21 protein-coding genes are annotated in these 25,521 nt (G+C 72.1%); 7 read left to right on the top strand and 14 right to left on the bottom strand.

Going from position 1 to position 25,521, the window contains the following annotated elements:
* Positions 1-19: 19 nt before the first annotated feature.
* A complete protein-coding gene (locus ACZ61C_RS04250; RefSeq protein WP_465302634.1) occupies positions 20-292 on the top strand; it encodes a hypothetical protein in 273 nt (90 codons plus the stop codon).
* Between the two features lie 99 nt (positions 293-391).
* Here the strand turns inward: ACZ61C_RS04250 and ACZ61C_RS04245 are convergent, their stop codons facing one another.
* The 6 genes from ACZ61C_RS04245 to ACZ61C_RS04220 form a co-directional block, all read right to left on the bottom strand.
* Positions 392-1,549, bottom strand: coding sequence for a cystathionine gamma-synthase (locus ACZ61C_RS04245; RefSeq protein ID WP_465302632.1), 1,158 nt, complete (start codon positions 1,547-1,549; stop codon positions 392-394).
* 75 nt (positions 1,550-1,624) lie between these two features.
* On the bottom strand, positions 1,625-2,077 hold the full coding sequence (locus ACZ61C_RS04240; protein WP_465302630.1) for a hypothetical protein: 453 nt from the start codon (positions 2,075-2,077) through the stop codon (positions 1,625-1,627).
* A 344-nt stretch (positions 2,078-2,421) separates the two neighbouring features.
* Positions 2,422-3,912 (bottom strand): hypothetical protein, encoded by a 1,491-nt coding sequence (locus ACZ61C_RS04235; protein WP_465302628.1) that lies wholly within the window; start codon positions 3,910-3,912, stop codon positions 2,422-2,424.
* Positions 3,913-4,157: 245 nt separating this feature from the next.
* Positions 4,158-5,528, bottom strand: coding sequence for a cystathionine beta-synthase (locus tag ACZ61C_RS04230; protein ID WP_465302626.1), 1,371 nt, complete (start codon positions 5,526-5,528; stop codon positions 4,158-4,160).
* Positions 5,529-5,862: 334 nt separating this feature from the next.
* Complete coding sequence (locus ACZ61C_RS04225) at positions 5,863-6,351, bottom strand: pentapeptide repeat-containing protein (RefSeq protein ID WP_465302624.1); 489 nt, start codon at positions 6,349-6,351, stop codon at positions 5,863-5,865.
* A gap of 115 nt (positions 6,352-6,466) precedes the next feature.
* Positions 6,467-6,751 (bottom strand): hypothetical protein, encoded by a 285-nt coding sequence (locus ACZ61C_RS04220; RefSeq protein ID WP_465302622.1) that lies wholly within the window; start codon positions 6,749-6,751, stop codon positions 6,467-6,469.
* A gap of 124 nt (positions 6,752-6,875) precedes the next feature.
* On the opposite strand from ACZ61C_RS04220, the gene ACZ61C_RS04215 reads away from it, so the two are divergent.
* Entirely contained in the window at positions 6,876-8,096 is a 1,221-nt protein-coding gene (locus ACZ61C_RS04215) for an acetyl-CoA C-acetyltransferase (RefSeq protein WP_465302620.1), read from the top strand.
* 66 nt (positions 8,097-8,162) lie between these two features.
* Here ACZ61C_RS04215 and ACZ61C_RS04210 read toward each other — a convergent pair whose 3' ends face one another.
* The 4 genes from ACZ61C_RS04210 to ACZ61C_RS04195 all read right to left on the bottom strand — a co-directional run bounded on the left by ACZ61C_RS04210 (position 8,163) and on the right by ACZ61C_RS04195 (position 12,873).
* Complete coding sequence (locus tag ACZ61C_RS04210; protein ID WP_465302618.1) at positions 8,163-9,698, bottom strand: DHA2 family efflux MFS transporter permease subunit; 1,536 nt, start codon at positions 9,696-9,698, stop codon at positions 8,163-8,165.
* 73 nt (positions 9,699-9,771) lie between these two features.
* Positions 9,772-11,040 carry a YeeE/YedE family protein gene (locus ACZ61C_RS04205; RefSeq protein WP_465302616.1) on the bottom strand — a complete coding sequence of 423 codons (1,269 nt, stop codon included), beginning with the start codon at positions 11,038-11,040 and terminating at the stop codon, positions 9,772-9,774.
* Between the two features lie 75 nt (positions 11,041-11,115).
* Positions 11,116-11,853 carry an LppU/SCO3897 family protein gene (locus ACZ61C_RS04200; protein WP_465302790.1) on the bottom strand — a complete coding sequence of 246 codons (738 nt, stop codon included), beginning with the start codon at positions 11,851-11,853 and terminating at the stop codon, positions 11,116-11,118.
* Between the two features lie 192 nt (positions 11,854-12,045).
* Positions 12,046-12,873, bottom strand: coding sequence for a Bax inhibitor-1/YccA family protein (locus ACZ61C_RS04195; RefSeq protein ID WP_465302614.1), 828 nt, complete (start codon positions 12,871-12,873; stop codon positions 12,046-12,048).
* 319 nt (positions 12,874-13,192) lie between these two features.
* Between ACZ61C_RS04195 and ACZ61C_RS04190 the strand changes: the two genes are divergently transcribed.
* The 4 genes from ACZ61C_RS04190 (at position 13,193) to ACZ61C_RS04175 (ending at position 18,957) form a co-directional block, all read left to right on the top strand.
* Entirely contained in the window at positions 13,193-14,626 is a 1,434-nt protein-coding gene (locus ACZ61C_RS04190; RefSeq protein WP_465302612.1) for a hypothetical protein, read from the top strand.
* A gap of 242 nt (positions 14,627-14,868) precedes the next feature.
* Complete coding sequence (locus ACZ61C_RS04185; RefSeq protein ID WP_465302788.1) at positions 14,869-15,573, top strand: class F sortase; 705 nt, start codon at positions 14,869-14,871, stop codon at positions 15,571-15,573.
* A gap of 100 nt (positions 15,574-15,673) precedes the next feature.
* Positions 15,674-17,668, top strand: coding sequence for an SDR family oxidoreductase (locus tag ACZ61C_RS04180; RefSeq protein ID WP_465302610.1), 1,995 nt, complete (start codon positions 15,674-15,676; stop codon positions 17,666-17,668).
* A gap of 116 nt (positions 17,669-17,784) precedes the next feature.
* Positions 17,785-18,957: a cell division protein DivIVA gene (locus ACZ61C_RS04175; protein ID WP_465302608.1), complete on the top strand. Its 1,173-nt coding sequence runs from the start codon at positions 17,785-17,787 to the stop codon at positions 18,955-18,957.
* A gap of 351 nt (positions 18,958-19,308) precedes the next feature.
* Here the strand turns inward: ACZ61C_RS04175 and ACZ61C_RS04170 are convergent, their stop codons facing one another.
* From ACZ61C_RS04170 to ACZ61C_RS04155, 4 genes are all read right to left on the bottom strand, one after another.
* A complete protein-coding gene (locus ACZ61C_RS04170; protein WP_465302606.1) occupies positions 19,309-20,634 on the bottom strand; it encodes an amidase in 1,326 nt (441 codons plus the stop codon).
* 39 nt (positions 20,635-20,673) lie between these two features.
* Positions 20,674-21,276, bottom strand: coding sequence for a helix-turn-helix transcriptional regulator (locus tag ACZ61C_RS04165; protein ID WP_465302604.1), 603 nt, complete (start codon positions 21,274-21,276; stop codon positions 20,674-20,676).
* Positions 21,277-21,338: 62 nt separating this feature from the next.
* Positions 21,339-21,665, bottom strand: coding sequence for a hypothetical protein (locus ACZ61C_RS04160; RefSeq protein WP_465302602.1), 327 nt, complete (start codon positions 21,663-21,665; stop codon positions 21,339-21,341).
* Complete coding sequence (locus tag ACZ61C_RS04155) at positions 21,614-21,871, bottom strand: WXG100 family type VII secretion target (RefSeq protein WP_465302600.1); 258 nt, start codon at positions 21,869-21,871, stop codon at positions 21,614-21,616. Before ACZ61C_RS04155 ends, ACZ61C_RS04160 begins: the two co-directional genes overlap by 52 nt.
* A 227-nt stretch (positions 21,872-22,098) precedes the next feature.
* On the opposite strand from ACZ61C_RS04155, the gene ACZ61C_RS04150 reads away from it, so the two are divergent.
* The gene (locus ACZ61C_RS04150; RefSeq protein WP_465302598.1) at positions 22,099-25,320 is read left to right on the top strand and encodes a BTAD domain-containing putative transcriptional regulator; all 3,222 of its coding nucleotides are present in this window, start codon (positions 22,099-22,101) and stop codon (positions 25,318-25,320) included.
* Positions 25,321-25,521: the final 201 nt, after the last annotated feature.

Here is a 25,521-nt window from a genome sequence, read left to right as displayed (position 1 = left end):
CGGTAAACAGGGAGCAACCATGGCACGGGGGAACAACGCGAACACCGCCCGGCGGGCTCGCGCCACCCGATCGGCCGGTCTGCTCCCCCTGGTGATCGGCTTGGCCTCGGCCGCCGCGCTCACCGGAGCGGCGTACCTCACCGTGGACAGCGCGAGCTGCGGCTCCCCGGCCCAGTACATCCGCCACGACAGCCACGTGGAGCTGGTCGGCGGCTGCGTCGACGGCGCGAACCTCCCGGCCACGGGCACCCCGAAGGCCGGCGGCGTCGTCCACGGCGACTACAACCCCTGATCCCGAGCGCCCCAATGTGGCCTTCGGTGCGTTGAACGCACCTAAGGCGGCCTTCGGTGCGTTGAACGCACCCAAGGCCACATTGGGGCGTTTGAAATCTCAGCCGAGGGCCTGCAGCAGGTCCTCGACCAGGTCACGGCCGTCTTCGATGCCCGCCGAGAGGCGGATCAGGTCGGCCGGCACCTGCAGGGTGGAGCCCGCCGTGCTCAGGTGGGTCATCCGGCCCGGGTGTTCCAGCAGCGACTCGACGCCGCCGAGGGACTCGGCGAGGATGAACAGCTTCGTGCGGGAGACGACCTCGAGCGCCGCCTCTTCGCCGTCCGCGTGGCTGAACGAGACCATCCCGCCGAAGCGGCGCATCTGCTTCGCCGCGATCTCGTGGCCGGGGTGCTCCGGCAGGCCCGGGTAGTAGACCTTCGCCACCTTGGGGTGCTTGAGCAGCGCCTGCACGATCAGTTCGGCGTTGTCGCTGTGCCGCTCCATGCGCAGGGCGAGCGTCTTGAGGCCGCGCAGCGTCAGCCAGGCGTCGAACGGCCCGGGCACCGCGCCCGCGGCGTTGCGCAGGTAGAACAGCTGCTCGCGCAGCTCGTCCTCGTTGGTGACGACCGCGCCGCCCACGACGTCGGCGTGACCGCCGAGGTACTTGCTCGTGGAGTGCAGGACGATGTCCGCGCCCAGCGAGAGCGGGTTCTGCAGGTACGGCGTCGCGAAGGTGTTGTCGACCACCAGGCGGGCGCCGGCGTTGTGCGCCAGGCCGGCCAGCGCCGCGAGGTCGGCGATGCCGAGCATCGGGTTGGTCGGCGACTCGCACCAGATCAGCTTGGTCTCCGGCCGGATGGCGGCGCGCACCTCGTCGAGGTTGCCCAGGTCGGCGACGGTGTGCTCGACGCCCCACAGGCTGAGCACCTTGTCGATCAGGCGGAAGGTGCCGCCGTACGCGTCGTTGCCGAGCACGAGGTGGTCACCGGGGCGCAGGGTACTGCGCAGCACCACGTCGGAGGCCGCCATGCCGGACGCGAAGGCGAGCGCGTGCCGGCCGCCTTCCAGCGAGGCCAGCGCCTCCTCCAGCGCCGTGCGGGTCGGGTTCGCGGTGCGCGAGTACTCGTAGTCGCCCTCGCGGGTGCCGCCCACGCCGTCCTGCGCGTAGGTGGAGGTCTGGTAGATCGGCACGGTCACCGCGCCGGTGCGGGGGTCGGGCTTCTGACCCACGTGGATCGCGCGAGTTTCGAAGCCCAGTGCTGAGTAGTCGTCCACCATTGGTCAAGCGTACGGGCCGCCGCTCGAATTCCCGTCAAGTGGGATGGATCTCAGCAAGATGCCACCGCGGGCCGCTCACCAGCCCCGGGACGGGTAGGCGCCCTGGCCGGAGAGCGCCGGCAGCAGCGGGGCGCGGTAGCGCAGGTACCGGAACGTCGGCGGCACGAACGCCAGCACCACCACGAGCACCGCGAGGCCGGCGAGCCCGACGCGGTCGACCATCGCGAAGCCGCCGTGGGTGAACATCGCGTCGGCGAAGCGGGCCAGCGGGACACCCACCGAGAGCGGCTCGGTCAGCAGCGCGCCGATGGCCAGCAGCGCGCCAAGGCCGAGCAGGACGGCGCCCGCCGTCGCGCGGAACAGCGTCGCCAGCGAACCGAGGAGGAGCAGGAGCCCGGCGACCAGGTACCCGGCGAGGTCTGCCAGCACCCAGTTCGGCAGCGCGCCGAGGCTGAATTCGGCGGGCATGTCGAGGAAGATCTTGACCGGCACATAACCCGCGGCGACCGCGGCCGGAAGCCCGAGCACGGCGGCGAGAAGCGCCGTTGCTCCGGATGGCCGAACCGGTGAATACGAATGCGAATAAGTTACCGGGTATTCGTGCGAGCCGGTCACAACTCCCCCATCAAGGAACGCGGGACTACGGCGTTCACCCTAGCGTCGGAAGGGGGATGGAGTCCGGAAACGGACGAGAGTTCGGCCGAACAGCGGAACCCAAGATCATTTTTGTGCGGTAGCGACAGAAATCCCGTCACAGTTCCCGACTGACCCGCAACTCGTTAATTGTCCGAAAAGGACAATTGCGCAATCCACCATAAATGCAGCGTGCCCCGGAGCCGAATGGCTCCGGGGCACGAAAAAGGTGTACTAGTTCACCACTGCTGCTGCGGCGGCTGGCCCGGCTGGCCGAACCCGCCGCTCGGCGGGCCCTGCTGGCCCGGCTGCTGGCCCCAGCCCTGCTGCGGCTGACCCGGCTGCTGCGGATAACCCTGCGGCGGCTGCCCGGGCTGGCCGTACCCACCCGGCTGCTGCGGCGGCTGGCCGAACCCGCCGCCCGAGGGCTGTGGGAACCCGCCGCTCGACGGGTTGGGGCCGCCCGGCTGGCCGTACCCCGGGGGCGGGCTGTAACCCTGGCCAGGCTGGGGCTGACCGGGCTGGCCGTAGCCGCCTGGCTGGCCCGGCTGGCCGTAACCACCCGGCTGCTGCCCGAACCCGCCCTGCTGACCCGGGTCGCCGTAGCCGCCCGGCTGCTGCCCGAACCCACCCGGCTGCCCCGGGTCGCCGTAGCCGCCCGGCTGACCCGGCTGCCCGAACCCACCGGGCTGGCCCGGCTGGCCGAAGCCCGGCTGCTGCGGGGCGCCGAAGCCGCCGGTGGGCGGCCCGCCGAAGCCTTGCGGCCCACCCGGCGCGGCGCCGCCGTCACCGAGGCCGACGAACTGCTGCGTCGCCGGGACGAACCCGAGGACACCCACGATGAGGATGAGCACACCCAGGATCAGCGGCGGCAGCCCGAGGCCGAACGTGTCCTTCGCGGACGCGGACACCTGCGCGAGCGCGGAGTCCTTCGGCGTCATGCCGATCTTGAGCAGCAGGGCGAAGAGGGCGAGCAGCGCGCCACCCACGACGATCACGATCGGGACGAACTTCTTGATCCCGCCCAGCTTGCCCGCCAGCGCCAGGCCGGCACCGCCGGCGAGGGAGACCAGCGAGCCCACCAGGATCATGATCACGTAGAACCAGACCGTGCCCGGGCCGATGATCCCGAGCTGGTCGAGGACCTTGTCGATGGCGTCCTGGCTCGGCGCCAGGTCGAACGCCTTCGAGTAGTCGCTCGCGTCGCCCATGTAGCCGAAGGAGATGATCAGCGCGATCAGCCCCAGCAGGGCGACCACACCGCCGGCGATGTAGCCGTACATCCCGTTGCCACCCGACGGCGCGCCGAACTGCGGCGGCGGAGCGCCGAAGCCGGGCTGCTGCGGGCCACCGAAGCCGGGACCGCCGAAGCCCTGCGGCGGCTGGCCGTAACCACCCGGCTGCTGCCCGAACCCGCCCGGCTGGCCGGGCTGCCCCGGCTGACCGAAGCCGCCCGGCTGCTGGCCGAAGGCCGCGGCCGGGTTGTCCGCCGCACTCGGCGGCGGGGTATACGGGATCGCCGGCGGCTGGGAGCCCGGGGGCACCAGCTGCGTGGAGTCCGCGACCGGGGCGTCGCCGCCGGCCGGGTTCACCATCTGCGTCGCGTTCGCGTCGACCGGCGGCATCGCCTGGGTCGCGCCCGCCCCGCCGTCACCCGGCTGGACCGGCTGCACGACCTGGGTCGGCTCCGGAGTGTCCCCGAACGGGGAACCGGGGGCTTGTGGTTGCACGACCTGAGTCGGTTCGGGGCTGCCGAACGGGTCCTGCTGCGGCTGGGGGCCACTCGGTGGGCCCTGAGGTGGCTGGCCGCCACCCCACGGCTGGTTCGGTGGCTGCGGTGCACTCATGTGGGTCTTGAACCCCCTTGACGAGGACGCGAAAGTGTTCTATTTGCGCCCACGCTATCGGATCACCCGGCAGGGCGCTCGTAACGCCCCTGCCGGGTTCACCGATTAAGACCCTTCTCGCCTGCTGTTCAGCGCCCGGCCAGGAACCCCAGGAGATCGTGCCGGGTGACGACCCCGGCCGGCTTGCCGTCGACCAGCACGAGCGCGCCGTCGGCGCCCTCGAGCGCCGTCATAGCGGAGCTCACCTGCTCACCACCGCCGATGGTCGGCAGCGGCGGCGACATGTGCCGGTCGAGCCGGTCGGCGAGCTGGGCCTTGCCGGTGAACAGCGCCTCGAGCAGGTCGCGCTCGTTGACCGCGCCGACGACCTCGGCCGCCATCACCGGCGGCTCCGCGCTGACCACGGGCATCTGGCTGACGCCGAACTCCGCGAGGATCGCGATGGCCTCGGCGACCGTCTCGTTCGGGTGCGAGTGCACCAGCGCCGGCAGCGTGCCGCTCTTCTTGGTGAGCACGTCGGCCACCGTCGCGCCGGAGGAGTCGGGCGGCAGGAAGCCGTAGGAGGACATCCAGGTGTCGTTGAACACCTTCGTCAGGTAGCCGCGGCCGCCGTCGGGCAGCAGCACGACCACGACGTCGTCCTCGGTGAGCCGTTCGGCGAGCTTCAGCGCGGCCGCGACGGCCATCCCGCAGGAGCCGCCGACCAGCAGGCCCTCCTCGAGCGCGAGCCGGCGGGTGACCTGGAACGAGTCGGCGTCGGAGACCGGGATGATCTCGTCGGCGATGTTCCGGTCGTAGGTGTCCGGCCAGAAGTCCTCGCCGACGCCTTCGACCAGGTACGGGCGGCCGCTGCCGCCGGAGTACACCGAGCCTTCCGGGTCCGCGCCGACCACCTGCACGGCGCCGTCGCTGACCTCCTTCAGGTACTTGCCGGTCCCGGAGATCGTGCCGCCGGTGCCGACGCCCGCGACGAAGTGCGTGATCTTGCCGTCGGTCTGCTTCCACAGCTCGGGCCCGGTGGAGAGGTAGTGGCTCTCCGGGTTCTGCGGGTTGGCGTACTGGTTGGGCTTCCAGGCGCCGTCGATCTCGCGGACCAGGCGGTCGGAGACGTTGTAGTAGGAGTCCGGGTGCTCGGGCGCGACCGCCGTCGGGCACACCACGACACGGGCGCCGTACGCCTTGAGCACGTTGCGCTTGTCTTCGCTGACCTTGTCCGGGCAGACGAAGACGCACTGGTAGCCCTTGCGCTGCGCGACCATGGCCAGCCCGACGCCGGTGTTGCCGGACGTCGGCTCCACGATCGTGCCGCCCGGGCGCAGCGCGCCGGAGCGCTCGGCCGCCTCGATCATGCGCAGCGCGATGCGGTCCTTGACCGAGCCACCCGGGTTCAGGTACTCGACCTTGGCCAGCACGAGCGGCTTGAGCCCCTTGGTCAACGAGTTCAGCTTGACCAGCGGGGTGTTGCCCACGAGGTCTGCGATGTGCTCTGCGTACTCCACGGGGCCAGCCTAAACGGCCTACCGGTGGCGTTGTCCACTCGTGGCCGGGCGGCCTCCGGGTGCGCGTCGGTGACGCCGGGCAGCGAACGCGAGGTCGGACCGCCCGGCGCGGACCTCAGGCAGCCACCAAGCCGCCCGTCCGAACCGGTTCCGGCCCGAGGGCCGCAGTGCGCTGAGCCGTCATCCCGTCCCGGAGGTGCCGTCCGGCGCCGATCAGCGCGCGGCAACCCGTCCGCAGCAGGTTCGGGGACAGCCGCCGTGCGGCCCGACCGATAATCATCGCCGGTTCACCTCCCGTCGTGGAAAATGGCGAGCTCTCGTTGATGACACGATCCTATCGGGCCGCCGGTTGCCCCGGATCGTCCTTTCGTGTCAGTTCCGCCCAGCCCGGCTTGTCGGTGACCGCCCGTTCTTCCCAGCCGGGCGGCCAGGTCCGGGGAAACCCCCGCTGCGCTTCGGCGCCCGCGAGGCGGGCCGAGGACTTCGTCCCGAAATCCGCGGGACCGGCGAAAACGGCGCCGTTGAAGCTGTCGCGGTCACCGCCGAAAACGGTTCCCCGGAAATCGACGCGTTCGTCGAACCGCGCTTTGTTGAAGTCGGCCTTGGTGCGGAATTCGGTGCTGCGGAAGGTCGCCAGTTCGAGGAACACCGTCCCGTAGCACGTGATCGACCGGATCGAACAGTGCGTGAGGTTCAGGCCGACGAGGTCCGGACCGCGTCGCAGGTGGAGCATCAGGATGCGCTGCGCGGTCTTGCGGACCTGCAGCTCCTCGCCGTTCTCCTTCGTGTGCTCGAACGGCATCCGCAGGTACGCGCAGAGCACGTTGACGATCGTCTGCCGGTGCGGCGCGTACCCGGCGGCGAGCCGTTCCAGCGAGTACAGCCCGGCGAGCCGGACCGGCGCCTTGTCGCTGCCCAGCTGGTCGGCGGCCAGCTCGCTAGATCTCGGTGATCCGGCGCTCGGTGGCGTCGTGGTCCTTCTGCGCCAGGTCCAGCTCGGCCGAGCGCTGCCGGCGGGCGGCGAGCAGCAGGGCGGCGGCGCCCCCGGTGCCGACGACGATGGTGGCGGCGGTCTTCAGGGCGTCCAGCCGCGCGGCGTCCTCCGGGCGGCCGCCGCCCAGGAGGCTGAGCAGCAGGGTGGCCGCGACCGCGGCGACCACCAGCAGGCCGGCTCCCCACAGCAGGATCGTCCTCGTCCCCAGCACCCGCGTCTCGGTCGGCACGGGGGCATCCTGCCAGGCGTCGTGTTGCCTTGGTCGCGTTCGGCTTTGCGACCGGGGCCACAAGCGGCACTATGGTGAGCAACCGCTTAGCACGCTAGCTCGCGATACGAGGATGTGTCACGTCATGCCTGAAGCCGTCATCGTCTCCACCGCTCGTTCGCCGATCGGCCGCGCCGGGAAGGGCTCGCTGGTCAGCATGCGGCCCGACGACCTGACCGTGCAGATGATCCAGGCGGCCCTGGCCAAGGTGCCGCAGCTGGACCCCGCCGACATCGACGACCTGATGCTGGGCTGTGGCCTGCCGGGCGGCGAGTCCGGGTTCAACATGGGCCGCGCGGTCGCCGTCGAGCTCGGGTACGACCACCTGCCCGGCTGCACCGTCACGCGTTACTGCTCGTCCAGCCTGCAGACCACCCGGATGGCGTTCCACGCGATCAAGGCCGGCGAGGGTGACGTCTTCATCTCGGCCGGCGTCGAGACCGTGTCGCGGTTCGCGAAGGGCAGCTCGGACTCCTGGCCGGACACGCACAACCCGCTGTTCGCCGACGCCGAGAAGCGCACCGCCGCGACCGCCGAGTCCGGCACCGGCTCCTGGACCGATCCGCGCACCTCGGGCGACGTCCCGGACGTCTACATCGCGATGGGCCAGACCGCGGAGAACCTGGCGCGGCTGAAGGGCGTCACGCGCGAGGACATGGACGAGTTCGGCGTCCGCTCGCAGAACCTCGCCGAGAAGGCCATCGCCGACGGCTTCTGGGCCAAGGACATCACCCCGGTGACGCTGCCGGACGGCACGGTCGTCTCGAAGGACGACGGCCCCCGCGCGGGCGTCACGATCGAAGGCGTCTCGGGGCTCAAGCCGGTTTTCCGCCCGGACGGCCGCGTGACGGCGGGCAACTGCTGCCCCCTCAACGACGGCGCGGCGGCGGTCGTCGTCATGTCCGACACGAAGGCGCGCGAGCTGGGCCTGACGCCGCTGGCGCGGATCGTGTCGACCGGCGTGACGGGCCTTTCGCCGGAGATCATGGGGTACGGCCCGGTGGAGGCGTCCAACCAGGCGCTTTCGCGCGCGGGGCTGTCCATCGGCGACATCGACCTGGTGGAGATCAACGAGGCGTTCGCGGCGCAGGTCATCCCGTCGTACCGCGACCTGGGCATCGAGCTCGACCGCCTGAACGTCAACGGCGGCGCGATCGCGGTGGGCCACCCGTTCGGCATGACGGGCGCGCGTATCACGTCGACGCTGATCAACTCCCTGCAGCACCACGACAAGCAGTTCGGCCTCGAGACGATGTGCGTCGGCGGCGGCCAGGGCATGGCGATGATCCTGGAGCGCCTCTCCTGATCGCCTGAGACGACCGAACGACGAGGGCCGCCACCGGAACCGGGTGGCGGCCCTCGTTGCGTGGCGCTAGTGGACCATCACCGGGGGTGCGACCTCGTCGCCGTCCTCCGAGGCGGCCGGGGCCGCCGGGCGGGACTTCGGGAGGAACAGTGCCGGGATCACGCACAGTGCCACCAGGACCAGGGACCAGACGAACGTCGTCGAGAACGCGTCCGCCGCCAGGCCCGTTGCCGCCGTGTGGGTCTCCGGGTTCAGGATCGCCGCCGTCGCCGCCAGCTGGCCCTGGGCCGTCGGGACGCCGAACTTGCCCGCCAGCAGGGCCGCCAGGATCGTCGCCAGCACTGCCGAGCCGATCGCGCCCGCCGTCTGCTGGACGATGTTCGTCGCCGTGGACGCTCGGGCCATGTCCTTCGGCTGCAGCGTCTGCAGCGCCGACGTCGTGATCGGCATCATCGTGCAGCCCATGCCGAGGCCCATCACGAACAACGCCGACAGCAGCACCCAGTACGGCGTGGTCGCGCTGACCTGGGTCAGCATCGCCATCGCGCCGACGATCAGCACCAGACCCGGCAGCACGATCTTCCGCGCGCCCACCTTGTCGGCCAGCCGGCCGGTGACCGGCATCATGATCATCGCGCCGAAGCCCTGCGGGGCCAGCAGCAGCCCGGCGTGCAGCGTGGATTCGCCGCGCACCAGCAGGAAGTACGTCGGCAGCAGCATCATCCCGCCGAGGAACGCGACGAAGAACAGCGACATCGTCACCATCGCGACCGTGAACGTGCGGTTCTTGAACAGCCGCAGGTCCACCAGCGGGTTCGACACCTTCAGCGCGCGCAGCACGAACGCCACCAGCAGCACCAGCCCGCCCACCGACGGCAGCCACACCTCGACGGCGCCGACCCCGCCCGCGGACGGGATCTTCGAGACGCCGAAGATCAGCGCCGCCAGCCCCGGCGACACCATCAGCATGCCGACGAAGTCGAAGCGGCCGGACGGCTCCGGCGCGTCCTTCGGCAGCAGCCGCCACGACAGCAGCAGCGTGACGACGCCGATCGGCACGTTGATGAAGAAGATCCAGCGCCAGCTCACCGCGTCGACCAGCCAGCCGCCGAGGATCGGGCCGCCGATCGGGCCGAGCAGCATCGGCACGCCCAGCACCGCCATCACGCGCCCGATCCGCTGCGGGCCGGCCGCGCGGGTCAGGATCGTCATGCCGCAGGGCATCAGCATCCCGCCGCCGAAGCCCTGCAGGACGCGGAAGAGGATCAGCGTCTCGATGTTCCACGCCAGCCCGGCGAGCATCGAGCCGGCCAGGAACAGCACGATCGCGACCATGTAGAGCCGCTTGGTGCCGAACCGGTCCGACGCCCAGCCGGTGACCGGGATCACCGTGGCGAGCGCGAGCAGGTAGCCGGTGGCGACCCACTGGATGACGTCGAACGACGTCGAGAACTCGATCGTCAGCTTCTGCAGCGCGACGTTGACGACCGTGGTGTCCAGGATCGCCATGATGGCGCCGAGGACGACGACGGACGCCACCTTCAGCACCCCGGCGTCGAGCGCGTCACCGTTCGGCGCCGAGCCGGTTCTTTGCGTAGTCATAAGGAAGAGGCCCCCCAGGTTCGTGGATTCGTCCGCGAGGGTACTGGGGGGCACCGACAAAAAACTAAGGGATTCAGCAGATGCTGTCGGTCGGGACCGGGTTCCCGAGCCCGAACAGCGGCCGCAGCTTCAGCCCGATCCACGTGCCGCCGAGCGCGAACACGCCCCACAGCCAGCCGTGCAGGCTGCCGGTGGAGATGCCGCCGAGGTACGCGCCGATGTTGCAGCCGCCCGCCATCCGCGCGCCGACGCCCATCATGATCCCGCCGAGGACCGCCGCGAGCGCCGTGCGCCACGGGATCGAGCTGTGGATCTTCCACGCGCCCGCGGCCGCGGCGGCCACCGCCGCGCCGATCATGATCCCGATGTCGGTGAGGCTGTTCTTGTCCTTCCAGATCGGGTTGGCCAGCGACGTCGCGTTGGGCTTCTGCTGCCAGAACTCCCACGACTCCGGGTGCAGCCCGAACACCTGCAGGATCTTGGCGCCCCACAGCGAGAACGCGCTCGTGACGCCCCAGATCCCGCCCGACACCAGGAACACCGCGCCGGCCAGCACGCCCAGCACGACCGCGCCGACGAGCATCGGCCACGAGCCGCGCAAGATCCGCGCGAAGCCGCGCGCGGTCGGCACGGCGTCCACCGGCGGCGGGGTGCGGCGGCGCTGCACCGCGCGGGTGACCAGCACGATCCCGGCGAGCACGGCGATGGTGATCGCCCACGAGCCGAACCAGCCGACGTGGTCGGCCAACAGCACGCCCTTGAGCTCCGGCCAGCCGCTTAGCACCGGGTACGCCCAGGTGTAGAGCACCGACCCGGTGATGAACCCGCCGAGCGTCAGCACGATCGCCGACTGCCCGGACCCGACCGCGAACAGCGTCCCGGACGCGCACGCGCCGCCGAGCTGCATGCCGATCGCGAAGAGCGTCGCGCCGACGAACAGGGCGAGGCCGAGCGGGCCGGCCGTCGGCACCGGCTTGCTGCCGAACAGGCCGCTGCCGGTGCCCGCGACCAGCGCGACCAGCGTCGCGGCCGTGCCGAGCAGGACGGTGTGCGCCCGCAGGCCCTGGCCGTTGCCGACGGCGATCAGCTGCCGCCACGCCGAGGTGAAGCCGAACCGCGAGTGGAACAGCGCGAGCCCGAGTCCGAGCCCGAGCAGCAGCAGGACGCCGAACTTGGCGCCGTAGGACGCCCAGACGTACCCGGTCAGGCCGGCTGCGAGCACACCGGCGACGGCCAGCGGCACCACGCGGACGGGGTCCTCCGGCTGCGGGACGGGCGCGGCGCAGGAGGTGGGGAAGTCGAGGAACTTCTGGTCACCGGCAGGGGATTCGGTCGTCGCCACCCGGCAAAGCTAGATCCGGTGATCGATTCACCGCAGCTCGTCGCACACTGTGGGACGAGCCGCGGTGATCCGGAGCTACTCGTTCGTCTTGACGCACATCGTCGTCGCCGGCTCCGGGTAGACGGCCACGCGCGTGGCGTCCGTGCCCTCGCAGACGCTCTTGTCGGCCTGGCCCGAGACGACCTTGACGAGCTCGCCGTCCTTGGTCGGGTCGGAGCACGAGACCTTCTGGTACCCCTTCGTCGTCGACGTGAAGTTCGCCAGGCAGTCGCCCTGCTTCGCGTTGATCATCAGGCACAGCTTGTAGGAGCTGCGGCCGCTCACCGAGTAGGTGTCGTAGCCGGCGTCGGAGCCGCCCGGGCAGTTGTCGGACGAGCTGTCGAGCTTCGCCGCGATCTTGACGTTCGCCTTCGGGTCGTTGCAGTCGGCCTTCGCCGGGTCGTCGCCGCCCCGGGTGAACTCGGTGATCGTGAGGCAGTCACCGACGTTGGAGCTGGCCGGCGAGTTCGAGAACGAGACGATCCCCACGACGACGGCGACGACCAGGATCACGCCGATGACACCGAACTTGATGATCGCGCCGGTCTTCGACTTCTTCGGCACGGCGGGCGGCGCCGGCGGGAAGCCGGGCTGGCCGGGCGGGAACTGGCCGGGCGGCGGGCCGTACTGGCCGGGCTGGCCCTGCGGCGGCGGGCCGAACTGGCCCGGCTGACCGGGCCGGCCCTGCGGCGCCTGGCCGTAGGCGCCGGGCTGCCCGTACTGCGGCTGCGGCTGACCGCCGGAGGGCGGTCCGTAGGGATCGGGCTGACCCACCGGCTGCTGGCCCCCGGGGGCCGGAGGGGGAACGCTCACTGTGAACCTCACACATGTGAAAGGAAATCGACCGGGTCATCAAACACGCAGGGTGATCGCGGTCCGCAGCGGGGTCCCCGTATGCACGAATTACCCACAGAAAAGGCGCCCCGTTGGTTACGGAGCGCCTTCACTGAGGAACTGTGAGCCAGGTTACTCGCGGAGGTAGGACAGCAGCCGCAGGATCTCCAGGTACAGCCAAACCAGCGTGGTCATCAGGCCGAACGCGGTGTACCAGGCCCACTTCGACGGCATGCCCTCGCGGATCATCCGGTCGGCCTGGTCGAAGTCGAGCAGGAAGCTGAAGGCCGCGATGCCGATGCAGAGGATGCTGAAGGCGATGGCGAGCGGGCTGCCGTCGCGCAGCGGGTTGAACCCGAAGGCGAACGAGCTGATCAGGTTGAACAGCATCAGGACCGCGACGCCGACGACCGCCCCGACGATCCACTTCGTCAGCTTCGGCGTCACCTTGACCGCGCCGGTCTTGTAGACGACCAACATGCCGATGAAGACACCGACGGTGCCGATGATCGCCTGCAGCGCGATGCCGTGGTAGACCGTTTCGAAGACGCCGCTCAGCGCGCCCAGGAAGAGGCCTTCGGCGGCGGAGTAGACCAGCGTCAGCGGGCCGCTCGGCTTCTGCTTGAAGATGATCACGAGCGAGACGACGAGCCCGACGATCAAGCCGCCGATCATCGCGCCGATGAGGGCGCCGGAGAGCTTGCCGGTCTCGGCCAGCGTGTTCTGGGCCCAGATCGCCGTGACGATCCCGACGAGCAGCGCGACACCGAGGCTCATACCGGTCTTGACGACGACGTCGTCGACGGTCATCGGCCGGTCGCCCTCGCCGGAGGAGACCTGCCCCGGGCCGTACCCGGGCACGCCGCCCTGGGGTTGGTTGAAGCCCACCGGGGGGCCGTACTGGGTCTGGGTTCCGCCGCGGGGCAGGTTGCGGAACGCCGGGTTGCTACTGGAACGCACCTGATCCTCCTGGATCTGCTGCTTTGTGGATCGACGCTGCATCGGGTTCAACGACCGCCGGGCGCGCGCGGTTCCCGTCGAGTAAAGACAACTTTACTCGACGGCAGGCCACTTGCCACGGTGGACACCGTATGCGACCGGGATCACGACCGTTCGGCGACAGCCACCCGAAGAGCGGTAGACAGTCCGGCCCCGTCGGCGCGACGCTCACCTGGCGTGCTCGAACGTTCACCGAACGCGCGTCGGGGAGTTGATCAATCGTGTGACCTGCGGAGACGCGCTCGCGTACCCGCACGTCCGACGAAGGAGCCTACACACCATGGGGTGGTCAACACGCCCGCGCGCGGGTGTCCGCGTGCTCATCGCCTTGTTCGCCGCGACGCTGCTCGGCGCACTCTCCGCGACCACGGCGTCGGCCGCGAGCCAGGAAGGCATCGGCCACCGGGTCGGCGCCGACCCGGCGCCGCGCCCGGTCTGGCTGGGGTCGTACGTCGTCGGCGGGGAGCAGGTGTTCTGCGTGAGCTTCCGGCTCCGCGCGCCGAACACCGACGAGCCGTACAAGCCCGGCGACGAGCTGCTGACGAAGTGGGGCACGAAGCTGCCCGCGGACGTGGCGGCGAACATCTCCTACCTGCTGCTGCGCTACGGCGGCACGAAGAACCCCGACGAGGCGACCGCGCTCGCGCACCTGCTGCACTCGTGGACCGCGGCGCCCCGCACCCCCGCCGACCTCGACCCGGGCCTGCCCGCGGACAAGATCGCGTATGACGCGCCCGGGTACCTGAAGGCGATGGGCAAGGACTCCGCGGACGCCGTCGAGCGGCTGAGGACGGACGCCGAGACCAACCGCGGGCCGTGGACGGCATCGATGACCGCGCCGAAGGGCGACCAGCACCTCGGCGAACCGGCGGAGTGGACCGCGACGGTGAAGAACGCCAAGGGCAAGGGCGTCCCGGACGTCCCGGTGAAGCTGACGGCGACGGCCGGCACCCTCGGCGAACCGGCCGGGGACACGGCGGGCAACGCGAGTCCGCAGGCCGCGGCGAAGGACGTCACGCTGAAGACCGGCGCGGACGGAACGGTGACGGTGAAGCTGACCCCGACCGGCGACCGGCCGAAGCTGGTGGCGTCGCTGTCCGCGCCGGCCGACCGGCCCTACGTCCGGCTGCCGGTCGACACGTCGAAGCAGCGCGTCGTCTCCACCGGCGGCGAGAAGGAGCTGACCGCGCAGGGGGTCCTGAACGTCGCGAAGCCCGGCAAGGTGCAGGTGACGAAGACGGACGCGAACACGGGCAAGGGGGTCGGCGGCGCGGTCCTGCGGATCACCGGCAAGGACAAGACGTCGGCCGCGCTCGGCCAGGACGGCAAGCCGCTCACCGGCGCCGACGGCAAGCCCGCGGTGGTCACGACCGACGGCGCGACCGGCGGGGTGACGGTGGAGAACCTCCGGACGCCGCAGGAGATCTGCGTGGTGGAGGCGAGCCCGCCGCCGGGGTACACGAACGCGTACGACCCGCAGAACCCGCCTTCGGCGTGCGGAACGGTGAAGCCGGGCGAGACACTGGCGCTGACGGTGACGAACAAGCCGAACGAGGTCCCGCGCGCGATCCCGGCCGGCGACCAGCCGCTGGCGCAGGCGCGGGGTGTCGTGGAGACGAGCTATTCGACGGCGGGCCTGGCCGGGCTCGGCCTGCTGGCACTGCTGGGCGCCGGTCTGGTCGCCTTCGCGGCGCGGCGGGCAACCCGGAGGTAACGGCGTTGGCAGACGACAACTGGCAGGGCGAGAGCTGGTTCGTCGAGGAGTGGCGGCGCGGGACCGGGTGGCGTCCGGAGGAGGACGAGCAGCTCGGTGGGGCTTGGCCGCCGGATGAGCGGCATGCGGACGGTCGGTGGCAGACCGGCATCGAGCAGCCGACCGGCGACTCGCGGCAGGCCGTCGGCGACCAGCGCGGCCGCGGTGCGGGGCAAACCGGCGTCGACCCGTGGCGCACCCACATCCCGACCTCGCCGAAGCCGCGGCGCGGGCGGCTGCTCGTCGGCTTCGCGCTCGGCGCAGCCACCGTGCTCGCGGTACAGCTCGGCTCCTCCGTGGCCGGCTCGCCGCCGGTAGCCGTCGTCGCGGGCACGGCCCTGCCCGCCGCGGGCGCCGCCGCTCCCGCCGCGAGTCCGGGCCCGACCACCACCCCCACCCCGACCAGCGCCGCGCCTGCCGCCCCGGCCGCGCAGACTCAGCCGACCCCACCACCTCCTCCGCCCAAGCCGCAGCCGCCCGGCACCGTGCGGCTGCCCGGTGGTGGCCAAGCCGTTCTCGTGCGGAAGGACCTCGGCCCCGGCGGAGAACTGCCGATCCCCGCCGATCTCGGGCAGGCGACCTGGTGGGGCGCCGCCCTGGACGCCGCCGGTGGGGCGAGCGTGCTCGCCGGGCACGTGAACTGGCGGGGCGCGACCGGGCCGTTCGCCGAGCTCTGGACCATCGGGACCGGCTCCATCGTGTCCATTGTGGACACCACCGGGACACTCCGGCGCTTCAAGGTCTCCCAGCTCGTCACGGTGCACAAGAACGACCTCCCGGCCCGGGCCGACGACCTCTTCGGCCAGTCCGGGCCGCACCGGCTCGTGCTGGTGACGTGCGGGGGCCGCTGGGTCGGCGGTTCGGACGGCTACGAGGAGAACCGCGTCGTCATCGCGGACCCGCAATAAGTTACCCGTGAGTAACTTCACGTCCTCGCGAGGTGGTCACCGCCGCCCGGATGCAGCAGAATGCCCAGGGTCAGGGCAAGCGGTGAGAGGTGTGAAGACGATGGCGACGTTCTTGGTGACCGGGGCGACCGGACTGATCGGGCGCCAGTTCACCCGGCTGCTGCTCTCCCGCCCCGACGACGACCGCGTCGCGCTGCTGGTCCGCGCGTCGAGCAAGGCGAAGCTGGCCGCGCTGGTCGACCAGTGGCCGCACTCCGACCGCGTCACGCTGGTCACCGGCGACCTCGGCGAGCCGCTGCTCGGGGTGTCCGAAACGGACCGCGAGGAGCTGCGCGGGCACGTCGACCACGTGGTGCACCTCGCTGCCCTCTACGACCTCACCGCCGACGACGAAGCCAGCATCAAGGCCAATGTGGACGGTACGCGCGCCGTCGTCGACCTCGCCGCCGACCTGCGCGCCGGCTGCCTGCACCACGTTTCTTCGGTGGCCGTCGCGGGTGACCACGAAGGCGTTTTCACCGAGGAGATGTTCGACGCCGGGCAGCGGCTCGTCACGCCGTACCACCGGACGAAGTTCGAGGCCGAGAAGATCGTCCGCGAGCAGGACGAGGTGCCGTGGCGGGTCTACCGGCCCGCGGTGGTCGTCGGGCACTCCGAGACCGGCGAGATGGACAAGGTCGACGGCCCGTACTACCTCTTCCCCGCGATCAACCGGCTCGCCGGGCTGCCGGACGTGCTGCCGATCGTCGGCCCCGACCTCGGCGACACGAACATCGTGCCGGTCGACTACGTCGCGAAGGCGCTGCTCGAGCTGGTGGTCAAGCCCGGTCTCGACGGCCACGCCTTCCACCTGGTCAACCCCGAGCCGCAGCCGGTCGTCTCCGTCTACAACGCCTTCGCGAAGGCCGCGGGCGCGCCGACGATCAGCGTGCAGCTCGGCGAAGGCCTTTCCAAGCGGATCGTCGGGCTGGTCAAGCTGACCGAGCACATCCCCGGCGTCACCATCGCGCGCGACGCCGTGATGGAGCGCTTCGGCATCCCGCCGGTGCTGCTGGAGACCATGGCGTTCCCGTCGGTGTTCTCCTCGGCCGAGACGCGCAAGGCGCTCGCCGGGGCCCTCGAAGTGCCGCGGCTGGAGGACTACGCGCCGACGCTGTGGCGCTACTGGCGCGAGCACCTCGACCCGTTCCGCGCGCGCAAGCACGGCCCGCGCGGCGAGCTGGACGGCCGGCGCGTGATCATCACCGGCGCGTCGTCGGGCATCGGCCGGGCGACGGCGTTGAAGGTGGCGGCCGCGGGTGGTGTCCCGCTGCTGGTCGCGCGCCGTCAGCACGAGCTGGAAGAGGTCCGCGACGAGATCGTCGCCGCCGGCGGCACCGCGTCGGTCTACCCGGCCGACCTCACCGACGAGGACTCGGTGCGCAAGGCCGTCGACGCGATGCTGGCCGAGCACGGCCGGATCGACATGCTGGTCAACAACGCCGGCCGGTCGATCCGCCGGTCGATCAAGCTGTCCTACGACCGGATGCACGACTACGAGCGCGCGATGGCGATCAACTACTTCGGCGCGGTCCGGCTGATCCTCGCCGTGCTGCCGCACATGTCCGAGCGGAAGTTCGGGCACATCGTGAACGTCTCGTCGATCGGCGTGCAGGGCATCGCGCCGCGCTTCTCGGCGTACGCGGCGTCGAAGGCAGCGCTGGACTACTTCTCGCGGATTGCCGCGACTGAGACGCACGGTGACGGGATCACGTTCACCACCATCCACATGCCGCTCGTGCGGACGCCGATGATCCGGCCGACGAAGATCTACGACGCGTTCCCGACGAAGTCGCCGGAGCAGGCCGCGGACATGGTGCTGAAGGCGCTCGTCGAGCGGCCGAAGCACATCGGCACCCCGGCGGGGCAGGCGATCGGGCTGGCCTACACGCTCACGCCGGGCCTCACCGACGCCGTCGCGTACCAGGGTTTCCGGATCTTCCCGGATTCCGCCGCGGCGGGCGGTTCGGGCGGTCTCAAGATCGGACGTGGTGAGAAACACCTCTCGCGTGCGGCGATGGCGCTCGCCCGGCTTTCGCGCGGCTTTCACTGGTGACTCTGCGTTTTCCGGGTGCGGCCATTCCGGCGACGCGCCGCCGGAATGGCGACACGTGTTGGTGATTTGTCAAGCCGACCGGCGTAAGCGGACGGTGCCCGGGTACGGTCGGGCGCATGGTTCCTGAGCGCGACCACGCCGCGAGCGCCCTCAACGGCCTCCTCCCCCTCCGTCGTGAATACACCCAGGCCTGGCACGGCTTCGACCGCAACGAGGTGCGTCAGTACCTCGACCACGTCGAAGCCCAGCTGCGCCGGGTGCTGAGCGACCGCGACGCCGCCGTGGCGCAGGCCGCCACGGCGACCCGCGAGCTGGAGTCGGTCCGGCAGCAGGTGGCGTCACTGGAAGCGCGGGTGGAGGAGCTCAAGAAACCGCCGGAGCGGCTCGAAGACCTCGACGAGCGGATGCAGCGGACGGTCACGCTCGCGCAGGCCCGCGCGGACGAGATCGTCAAGCGCGCCGAGGCAGCCGCGGAGAAGACGTGGGCGGGCTCGACCGAGGCGTCGACGAAGCTGCGCGAGCGCTACTCGCGGCTCGTCACGGAGCTGGACAAGCAGGCCGACCTGCTGCACTCCGAGCACGAGAACGCACTGGCGGAGACGCGCGCGGAGGTGCAGCGGCTGACCGTCGAGGCGGCCCAGCGGCGGGAGCTGCTCGACAACGAGGCCGAGCGCAAGCGGCGGAAGCTCGAGCGTGAGTTCGAGTCGTCGCAGGCGGCGCAGAAGGCGGCGCTGGAGAAGCACGTCGCCGACCAGCGCACGGCCAGCAAGAACCAGGCCGAGCGCCGGCTCGCGGAGGCGACGGCCGAGGCCAAGCGGCGGCTGGACGAGGCCACGGCGGAGGCCAAGCGCCGGCTCGACGAGGCGACCACCCAGGCGGCCCAGCGCACGACGGCGGCGAACCGCAAGGTCGAGCGCCTGGCGGAGATCCGCGAGCAGGCCCGCAAGAGCCTCGCGGCGGCGGAGGACATCCTCAACCGCAGCGAGACGCAGCTGGCGACGCTGCCGGAGGAAGCGGTGATCCCGCAGGCGTCCAAGCTGGTGGGCGGCGACACCGCGGCGGAGTCACCGACGACCCCGGCCGCGCCGGTGGTCCCGGTGGTCCAGCCGTCGATCCCGGCGTCGGCTTCGGCGAAGCCCGCGGTGAAGGCCGCGGCGCCGGCGCCCAAGCCGGTGGCGAAGCCGGGCAACGCGCCCGCGAAGCCGAACGGCCCGGCAACCAAGCCGGCGAACGGGAACGGCAACGGCGCCAAGCCCCTCTCGCCGACGGCGAGCAAGCCGGGTTCCTGAGACTTCTCGCGTGAAGGCCGTCCCGAGTGATCGGGGCGGCCTTCGGTGCGTTTCCGGGCCTGAGCAGCCCCCGTTTTCCACGCTACCGGTGGGCACCGACAGTTCCGGCGCTCTCCGGCGCCGGTGCGGCTGCCGCGTGATCGGAGGGACGACACGCGTGATCGGAGGGTCAGCTCGCGTGATCGGAGGGTCAACTCGCGTGTCTGAAGGGACGACACGCGTACCTGGGGCGGACGACACGGAACCCCGGCGGGTCGGCTCGCGTGGCTGGGGCCGGAACTCGCGTGATCGGAGCCGGAACTCGCGTGACTGGGGGCGGAACTCGCGTGACTGGGGGTGGGAGTCGCGGGTTTAGTTGCGGGCTGTGCGGGGCCAGGGGTTGGCCGACTCCAGCTGGGCCGCCAGGCCCAGCAGCAACGGCTCGCCGCCCGGGCGGGTGATCAGCTGGACCGACGTCGGCAAGCCCGACCTGACCGAGCGGCCCACCGGGACCGTGATCGCCGGGTAGCCCGCCAGGTTCCACTGGCCCGTGAAGCCCGCCAGGCGCGTCGACGGCAGGACGTTCGTCAGCCAGCGGCGCTCGTGCCAGCGGCCCGCCTTCACCGGCCAGTGCGACAGCGTCGGTGTCATCAGGACGTCGTGGGCCTCGAAGAACTCCGCCGCGCGCTCGAGCCAGCGGTCGCGGGTGCGGTCGCGGATCAGGCCGGCCCGCTCCAGGAGCCGGCCGAGGCGGACGTGCGTGCGGGTGCGCCGCTGGAACCGGCCGAAGTCGAAGTCGCGGGCCTGGCGGGCCGGGCCGGCGAGCCAGCGGGCCGTCATGCCCGCCACCATCGTCGCCGGGTAGCGCGGCGCGCCCGGGGAGACCGTGTGGCCGGCCGCCGTCAGGAAGCCCGCCGCCTGCGCGACCGCCGCCACCAGCTCGCGGGGCACCGGGGTGTGCAGCAGCGGCACCGTCGTCGACGTCGCGATGCGCACCGCCGACGGCGAAGGCACCGAAGCCAGCGAAGGCTTGTCCGCCAGCACCGACAGCAGCACCGCCGCGTCCGCGACCGTCGTGGTCAGCGGGCCGTGCACGGACATGCCGAACCAGCCACCTTCGGCCAGCAGGTCCGCGCCCGGCTTGAGCCCGACCAGGCCGCACATCGCGGCCGGCAGCCGGACCGAGCCCATGCCGTCGGTGCCGTGGGCCACCGGGACCAGCCCGGCCGCCACCGCCGCCGCGCTGCCGCCGGACGAGCCGCCCGAGGCGTACGTCGGGTCCCACGGGTTGCGGGCGATGCCGTCCGGGGTGTCGCTCATCGGCCAGACGCACAGCTCCGGCACGCGCGTCAGCCCGACGAGCACCGCGCCGGCCGCCCGCAGCCGCGCCGCGACCACGCCGTCCTCGACCGCCCGGGAAGACGGCCCGGCCGCCGAACCGTGGGAGGCGAACTCGCCGGTGATCGCCGTGACGTCCTTGACCGCGACCGGCACGCCGGCCAGCGGCAGCGACGCGAGATCGGGCCGCGCGGCGACCTCCGCCGCTTCGGCCAGCGCCTCGTCGGCGCGCACCCGGCGGAAGGCGCCGACCACGCCGTCCGCCGCCGCGATCCGGTCGAGGGCTTCCTTGGTCACCTGCACGGGATCGAGCTGCCCGGCCCGGACGGACGCCGCGATCTCTGCTGCCGTCAACACCATGATCGTGACCCTAGCCCACGCGAAGGCGCGGAAACCGGCTCAGATCGCGCCCGCTCGCAGCGCGTAGGCGACCGCGTGCGCGCGGTTGTTGAGGCCGCAGCGCGTCATGAGTCCGTAGAGGACGTTCTTCACGGTCCGCTCGGAGTAACACAGCTTCGCCGCGATCTCCTCGGTCCCGAAGCCCTCGGCGACCAGCCGCAGCACGTCGCACTCGCGCGCGGCGAGGCCGGACAGCGTCAGCCCGTTCGGCTCCAGGACGTCCCGGCGCATGCGCTGCACCTGCGAAAGCAGCGCCCCCTGCAGCCGCGGCGGCAGGTTCGCCGTGCCGTCGCCCGCGGCCAGCACCGCCGTCACCAGCTCGGCCCCGCCCGTCTCGCGGCGCGGCAGGATCGCCACGACGCCGCTCTCCAGCACCGCCATCAGGTCGCTCTCGCGGAAGTGTTCGACGACCAGCACGACGTGGGACGCCTTCGCCGCGCGGATCTCGCCCAGCACCGCCTCGGTGACGTGCTCCTCCATCACCAGCAGCACGTCCGGCACCAGGTCGGTGACCCGGACGTCCGGATGCGACTCCAGGAGGCTCACCGCGCCGGCGTGCGTGATCGGGTCCGAGGCGAGGACGGTCACTTCGACGGGCTTCATGGAGGCAGTGTGGACGGCGCGTCTTCACGCCTTCCCTATTCCGTCTTCACGCCGTGAAGAAGTCACCAGCCGTCGCGCGTCGCGGGGCCGCCGTCGCCCCGGGCCAGCTCGCCGAACGCCTCCCGCGCCCGCTCCAGGCACTCCGGCATCCGCTCGGCCGCGCGGGCCCAGTCGCGCTTGGCCAGCAGGTACTGCTCCCGCGCCTCGCCGGTCCAGCCGGCCAGCCCCGGCTCGACCCCCTCCTCGAGCTCGGCGAGCAGCTCGCCGAGCTCACCGGTGACCGACCCCATCCGGTCGAGCACGAGGTCGGCGAGGGTGAAGTCGAGCTCGTGCCGGGTCACGGCCGCCGCGGCCGCGGCACCCGGCCGCCCGTGGTTTCGAGCAGCCACGCCAGCCTCGAGAGGATCACGTCGAACTCCTGCTCCCAGTCGCTCATCGCCTGCCCGAACCGGACGGACGCCTCCCCGCGCCACGCGGCCTGGACCGTCGCCATCTCGCTGTTGACCCCGCGAAGCCGCTCGTGGGCCGCCTCGATGGCGGACGCGAAGCGCGCTGCGGCGTGCTTCATGTCCTCCGTCGGCACGGGTGTGGACATCCGGGCTCCTCACACGGGTTCGGCTCCCCGAGCGTGGCGCACACCGCGGCGCGACGAAACCCCGCCCGTCCGCCGTTGCCCGAATGTCCGCCATCATTGCCTGCCGGTTCACGACGGCCGCGTATGCTCACCTCAGGCATCCGGCGCGTGACGATCCGTCAGCGCACGAAGGGAGACCGATGTCGGCTGCGGACAGCTCCGCACCGAGACTCCACCTTCTGGGCCCGGTGAAGGCTTGGCTGGGCGAAGAGGAGCTCGACCTCGGCTCCGCGCACCGTCGGACGGTTCTCGCCGTGCTCGCGATGAACCCGAACCGCACGGTCTCGCGCGAGGAGCTGATCGACGCCGTCTGGGGCGAAGCGCCGCCGCAGAGCGCGCAAGGGTCCATCTACACCTACGTTTCCGGCCTGCGGCGCGCGCTCGAACCCGGCCGGGTCAAGGGTGCGGGCCCGCAGCTGCTCGCGTCGATCGGGTCCGGGTACTCCCTGCGGCTGGCCGCGGAGTCGATCGACGTCCACCGGTTCGAAACCCTGCGGGAGCTGGCCCAGCGCACGCAGTCGGCCGGTGACCTGCGCGGCGCGCGCGAAACCCTCGACGAGGCACTGGGCCTGTGGCAGGGCATCCCGCTGTCGGGCCTGCCCGGGCCGTTCGCCGCCGCCCAGCGCGCCCGCCTCGAGGAGGTCCGGCTGGCGACGATCGAGCGGCGCGCGGAGATCGTGCTGGAGCTGGGCGGGCACGCCGAGCTCGTCGCCGAGCTGACCGCGTTGACGCGCGAACACCCCTTCCGCGAGACGGTGCGCGGGCTGCTCATGCGGGCACTGGCCCGCGCCGACCGGCGGACCGAGGCGATCGCGGTGTACGCCGACGTCCGGGACAGGCTGGTCGAGTCGTCGGGCACCGAGCCCGGCCCGGCGCTGCGGCGGTTGTACGAGCAGCTGGTGGAAAAGCCCGCCGAGCCCGCGGCGCCGAAACCGCCGCCCCCGGCCCGGCTACCGCGGTTCCCCGTCGCGACCTTGCCCGAGCAGGCGGACGTCTTCGTCGGCCGGGAGGCCGAGCTGACCCGGCTGCGCGAAGCCGTCGCCGAGCTCGGAGCGGGCAACGGCCGGTCGTTGTGGCTCGAGGGTGAGCCGGGCAGTGGCCGCACGGCCATGCTCGCCGAAGTCCTCGCCATGGCCCAGGACGCCGAGCTGAAGCCCGCCTTCGCCGCCGCGGACGCGCTCGACCAGCGGTTCGCGCTCCGGCCGTTGCTCGACGCGCTGGGGGTGCACCCGCGCGCCACCGACGAACGCCGGGCCGGCCTGGCCGCGCGGCTCGCCGAACGCCCCGGGGAAGACCCGGTCGACGGCCTGCTCGGGCTGGTCCGCGAGCTGTGCGCCGAGGCGCCGCTGGTGCTGGCGGTCGACGACCTGCAGTGGGCGGACGACACGACCCTGCGGGTCTGGCGGCACCTGAGCCGGGAGACGCGGGAGCTGCCGCTGCTGCTCGTGGGCGCGTGCCGCGCGGTGCCGCGCCAGGCCGCGCTCGACGACCTGCGCGCCGAGCTCGACGCCGACCCCACCACCGTGCTCACGCTGCCGCCACTGGCCGTCGCCGCCGCGCTCGAGCTCGCCACCGAGCTGGTCGGCGCGCCGCCCGGGCCCGGGCTCCAGGTGCTGGTGTCGTACGCGTCCGGGAACCCGCGCTACGTCCGGGAAATCGTCGAGACGCTGCTCGGGCAGGGCATGATCGTGCTCGACGGCGTCCACGCGCACCTCGACGGCAACTCGTGCGCGACCATCCCGTCGCCGCTGGGCTCGCGGATCACGCTGTACCTGAGCTTCCTCTCCAGCGGGACGCGCGACACCCTGCGCTGGGCCGCGTTGCTGGGCCGCGAGTTCTCGCTGTCGGACATCGCCGTCGCCACTGAACGGCCCCCGACGGCGCTGGTCGGCGCGGTCGACGAGGCGATCACGGCGGGGGTGCTCGTCGAGTCGGGTGACCGGCTGGCGTTCCGGCACCCGTTGCTGCGCCGCGTGCTCTACGAAAAGACGCCCGCCGCGATGCGCGTCGCGCTGCACCGGCAGCTCGCCGAGGCCTTCGCCGCCACGGGTTCCCCCGCGGACCGCGTCGCCGAGCAGCTCGCCGCCGCGCCCGCGCAGGTCGACCCGTGGGTCACCGCGTGGCTGCTGGAGAACATCGGCACGGTCGCCACCGAGACCCCGCGGGTCGCCGTCGACCTGCTGCGCCACGCCGTCACCCAGGGCACGCTGCCGCCGGACGCGCGGGAGACGCTGACCGCGACCCTGGCCCGGCTGATGTTCTGGCTCGGCCGCGAGCCCGAGGCCGAGGCGCGCTCGGTCGTCGCGCGGACGTCCGACAGCAGGCGCGCGGCCGAGATGCGCTGGATCCTGGCCTACATCTACTACCGCCGCGGCGACTTCGCCGAGGCGACAGCCGAGCTGAAGCGGACCCTCGACGACGCCGACGTCCCGGAGATGTGGCGCGGGCGGCACGAGTCGCTGCTGGCCACGCTGGAACGGCTCGGCGAAGACACCGGCGCGGTGCTCGTGCCGGCCGGGCTGCACCCGCTCGACGACGCGGCGCTGTCCGTGCCGAACCTCGACAGCCTCGACGAGGCGGCCGAGCCGCTCGACGCGGCCCGCCGGATCGCGGCGACCCGCGCGGTGCCGGGTGAGATGCACCTGGCCGGCGCGGTGCACTACTACTGGCTGGGCCGCTGGCGCGAGGCGCTGGCCGAGCTGGACGCGGTGATCCGCGACGGCGCGGAAACCGCTTCCTACGTCCTGCGCAGCCCGGGTTCGGCGCTGCTCGTGCACGGCGTCGGCGCGCTGATCGCCGGCCACCGCGGTGAGCCGGGCACGGCCAGGACCCACCTCGAGGCGGCGAGCCGGCAGCGGTGGCCGCAGGGCCTGGAGCCCGACGGCGGTGACTTCCTCCTGGCCGCGCAGGCGTTGCTGGCCGAGCAGGATGGCCGTCCCGAGGCCGCGCTGACGGCGTTGCTGCCGCTGCTGGAGGAGAACTACCCGCCCGCCGCCCGCCACCAGTGGCTGCCGGACCTGGTCCGGCTCGCGGGGGCGCTGGGTGACCAGCAGCGGGCGCACCAGGCGCTGCGGCTGCTGGAGCCGGACGGCGACGTCCCGCCGGCGCACGCGGCGGCGGCCGCGCACTGCCGGGGGCTGGTCACCGGTGATCCCGAGCCGGTGCTGACGGCGGCCGGGCACTACCGCGCGGCCGGGCGGCTGCTGAAGCAGGCGAAGGCGACCGAGGACGCGGCGATCCTGCTCGCGGAGTCGGGCCGGCTGGACGAGGCGCGGACGGCGTTCCGGACGGCCTTGACCGCGTACACCGGCATGGGCGCGGTGTGGGACGTGCGGCGCGCGGAGGCCCGGATGCAGCCGTTCGGGATCCGGCGGGCCAACCCCGTGCGGTCCCGCGCCGCCGGGGAGTGAGCCCGCCGCGCCGCGCCTCGAACGTCATGAGTGACTCGTTCATGACGCCGGACGCCGTGAGTGACTCGTTCATGGCGGCGCATACCGGTCGGACGGTCGAAACCGGCGGGCGCCCCGGGACCCCAGGTGGGTGAGAATCCGGATTCCCCGCACTTCAGGTACCTCTTGCCACGACAGTAAGCTCGCCGGTGAAGTCGGCAC

Source organism: Amycolatopsis sp. NPDC104587, assembly GCF_055583645.1.
Note: the sequence above shows the minus strand (reverse complement) of the source record. Positions and strands in the feature narration are given on the sequence as shown.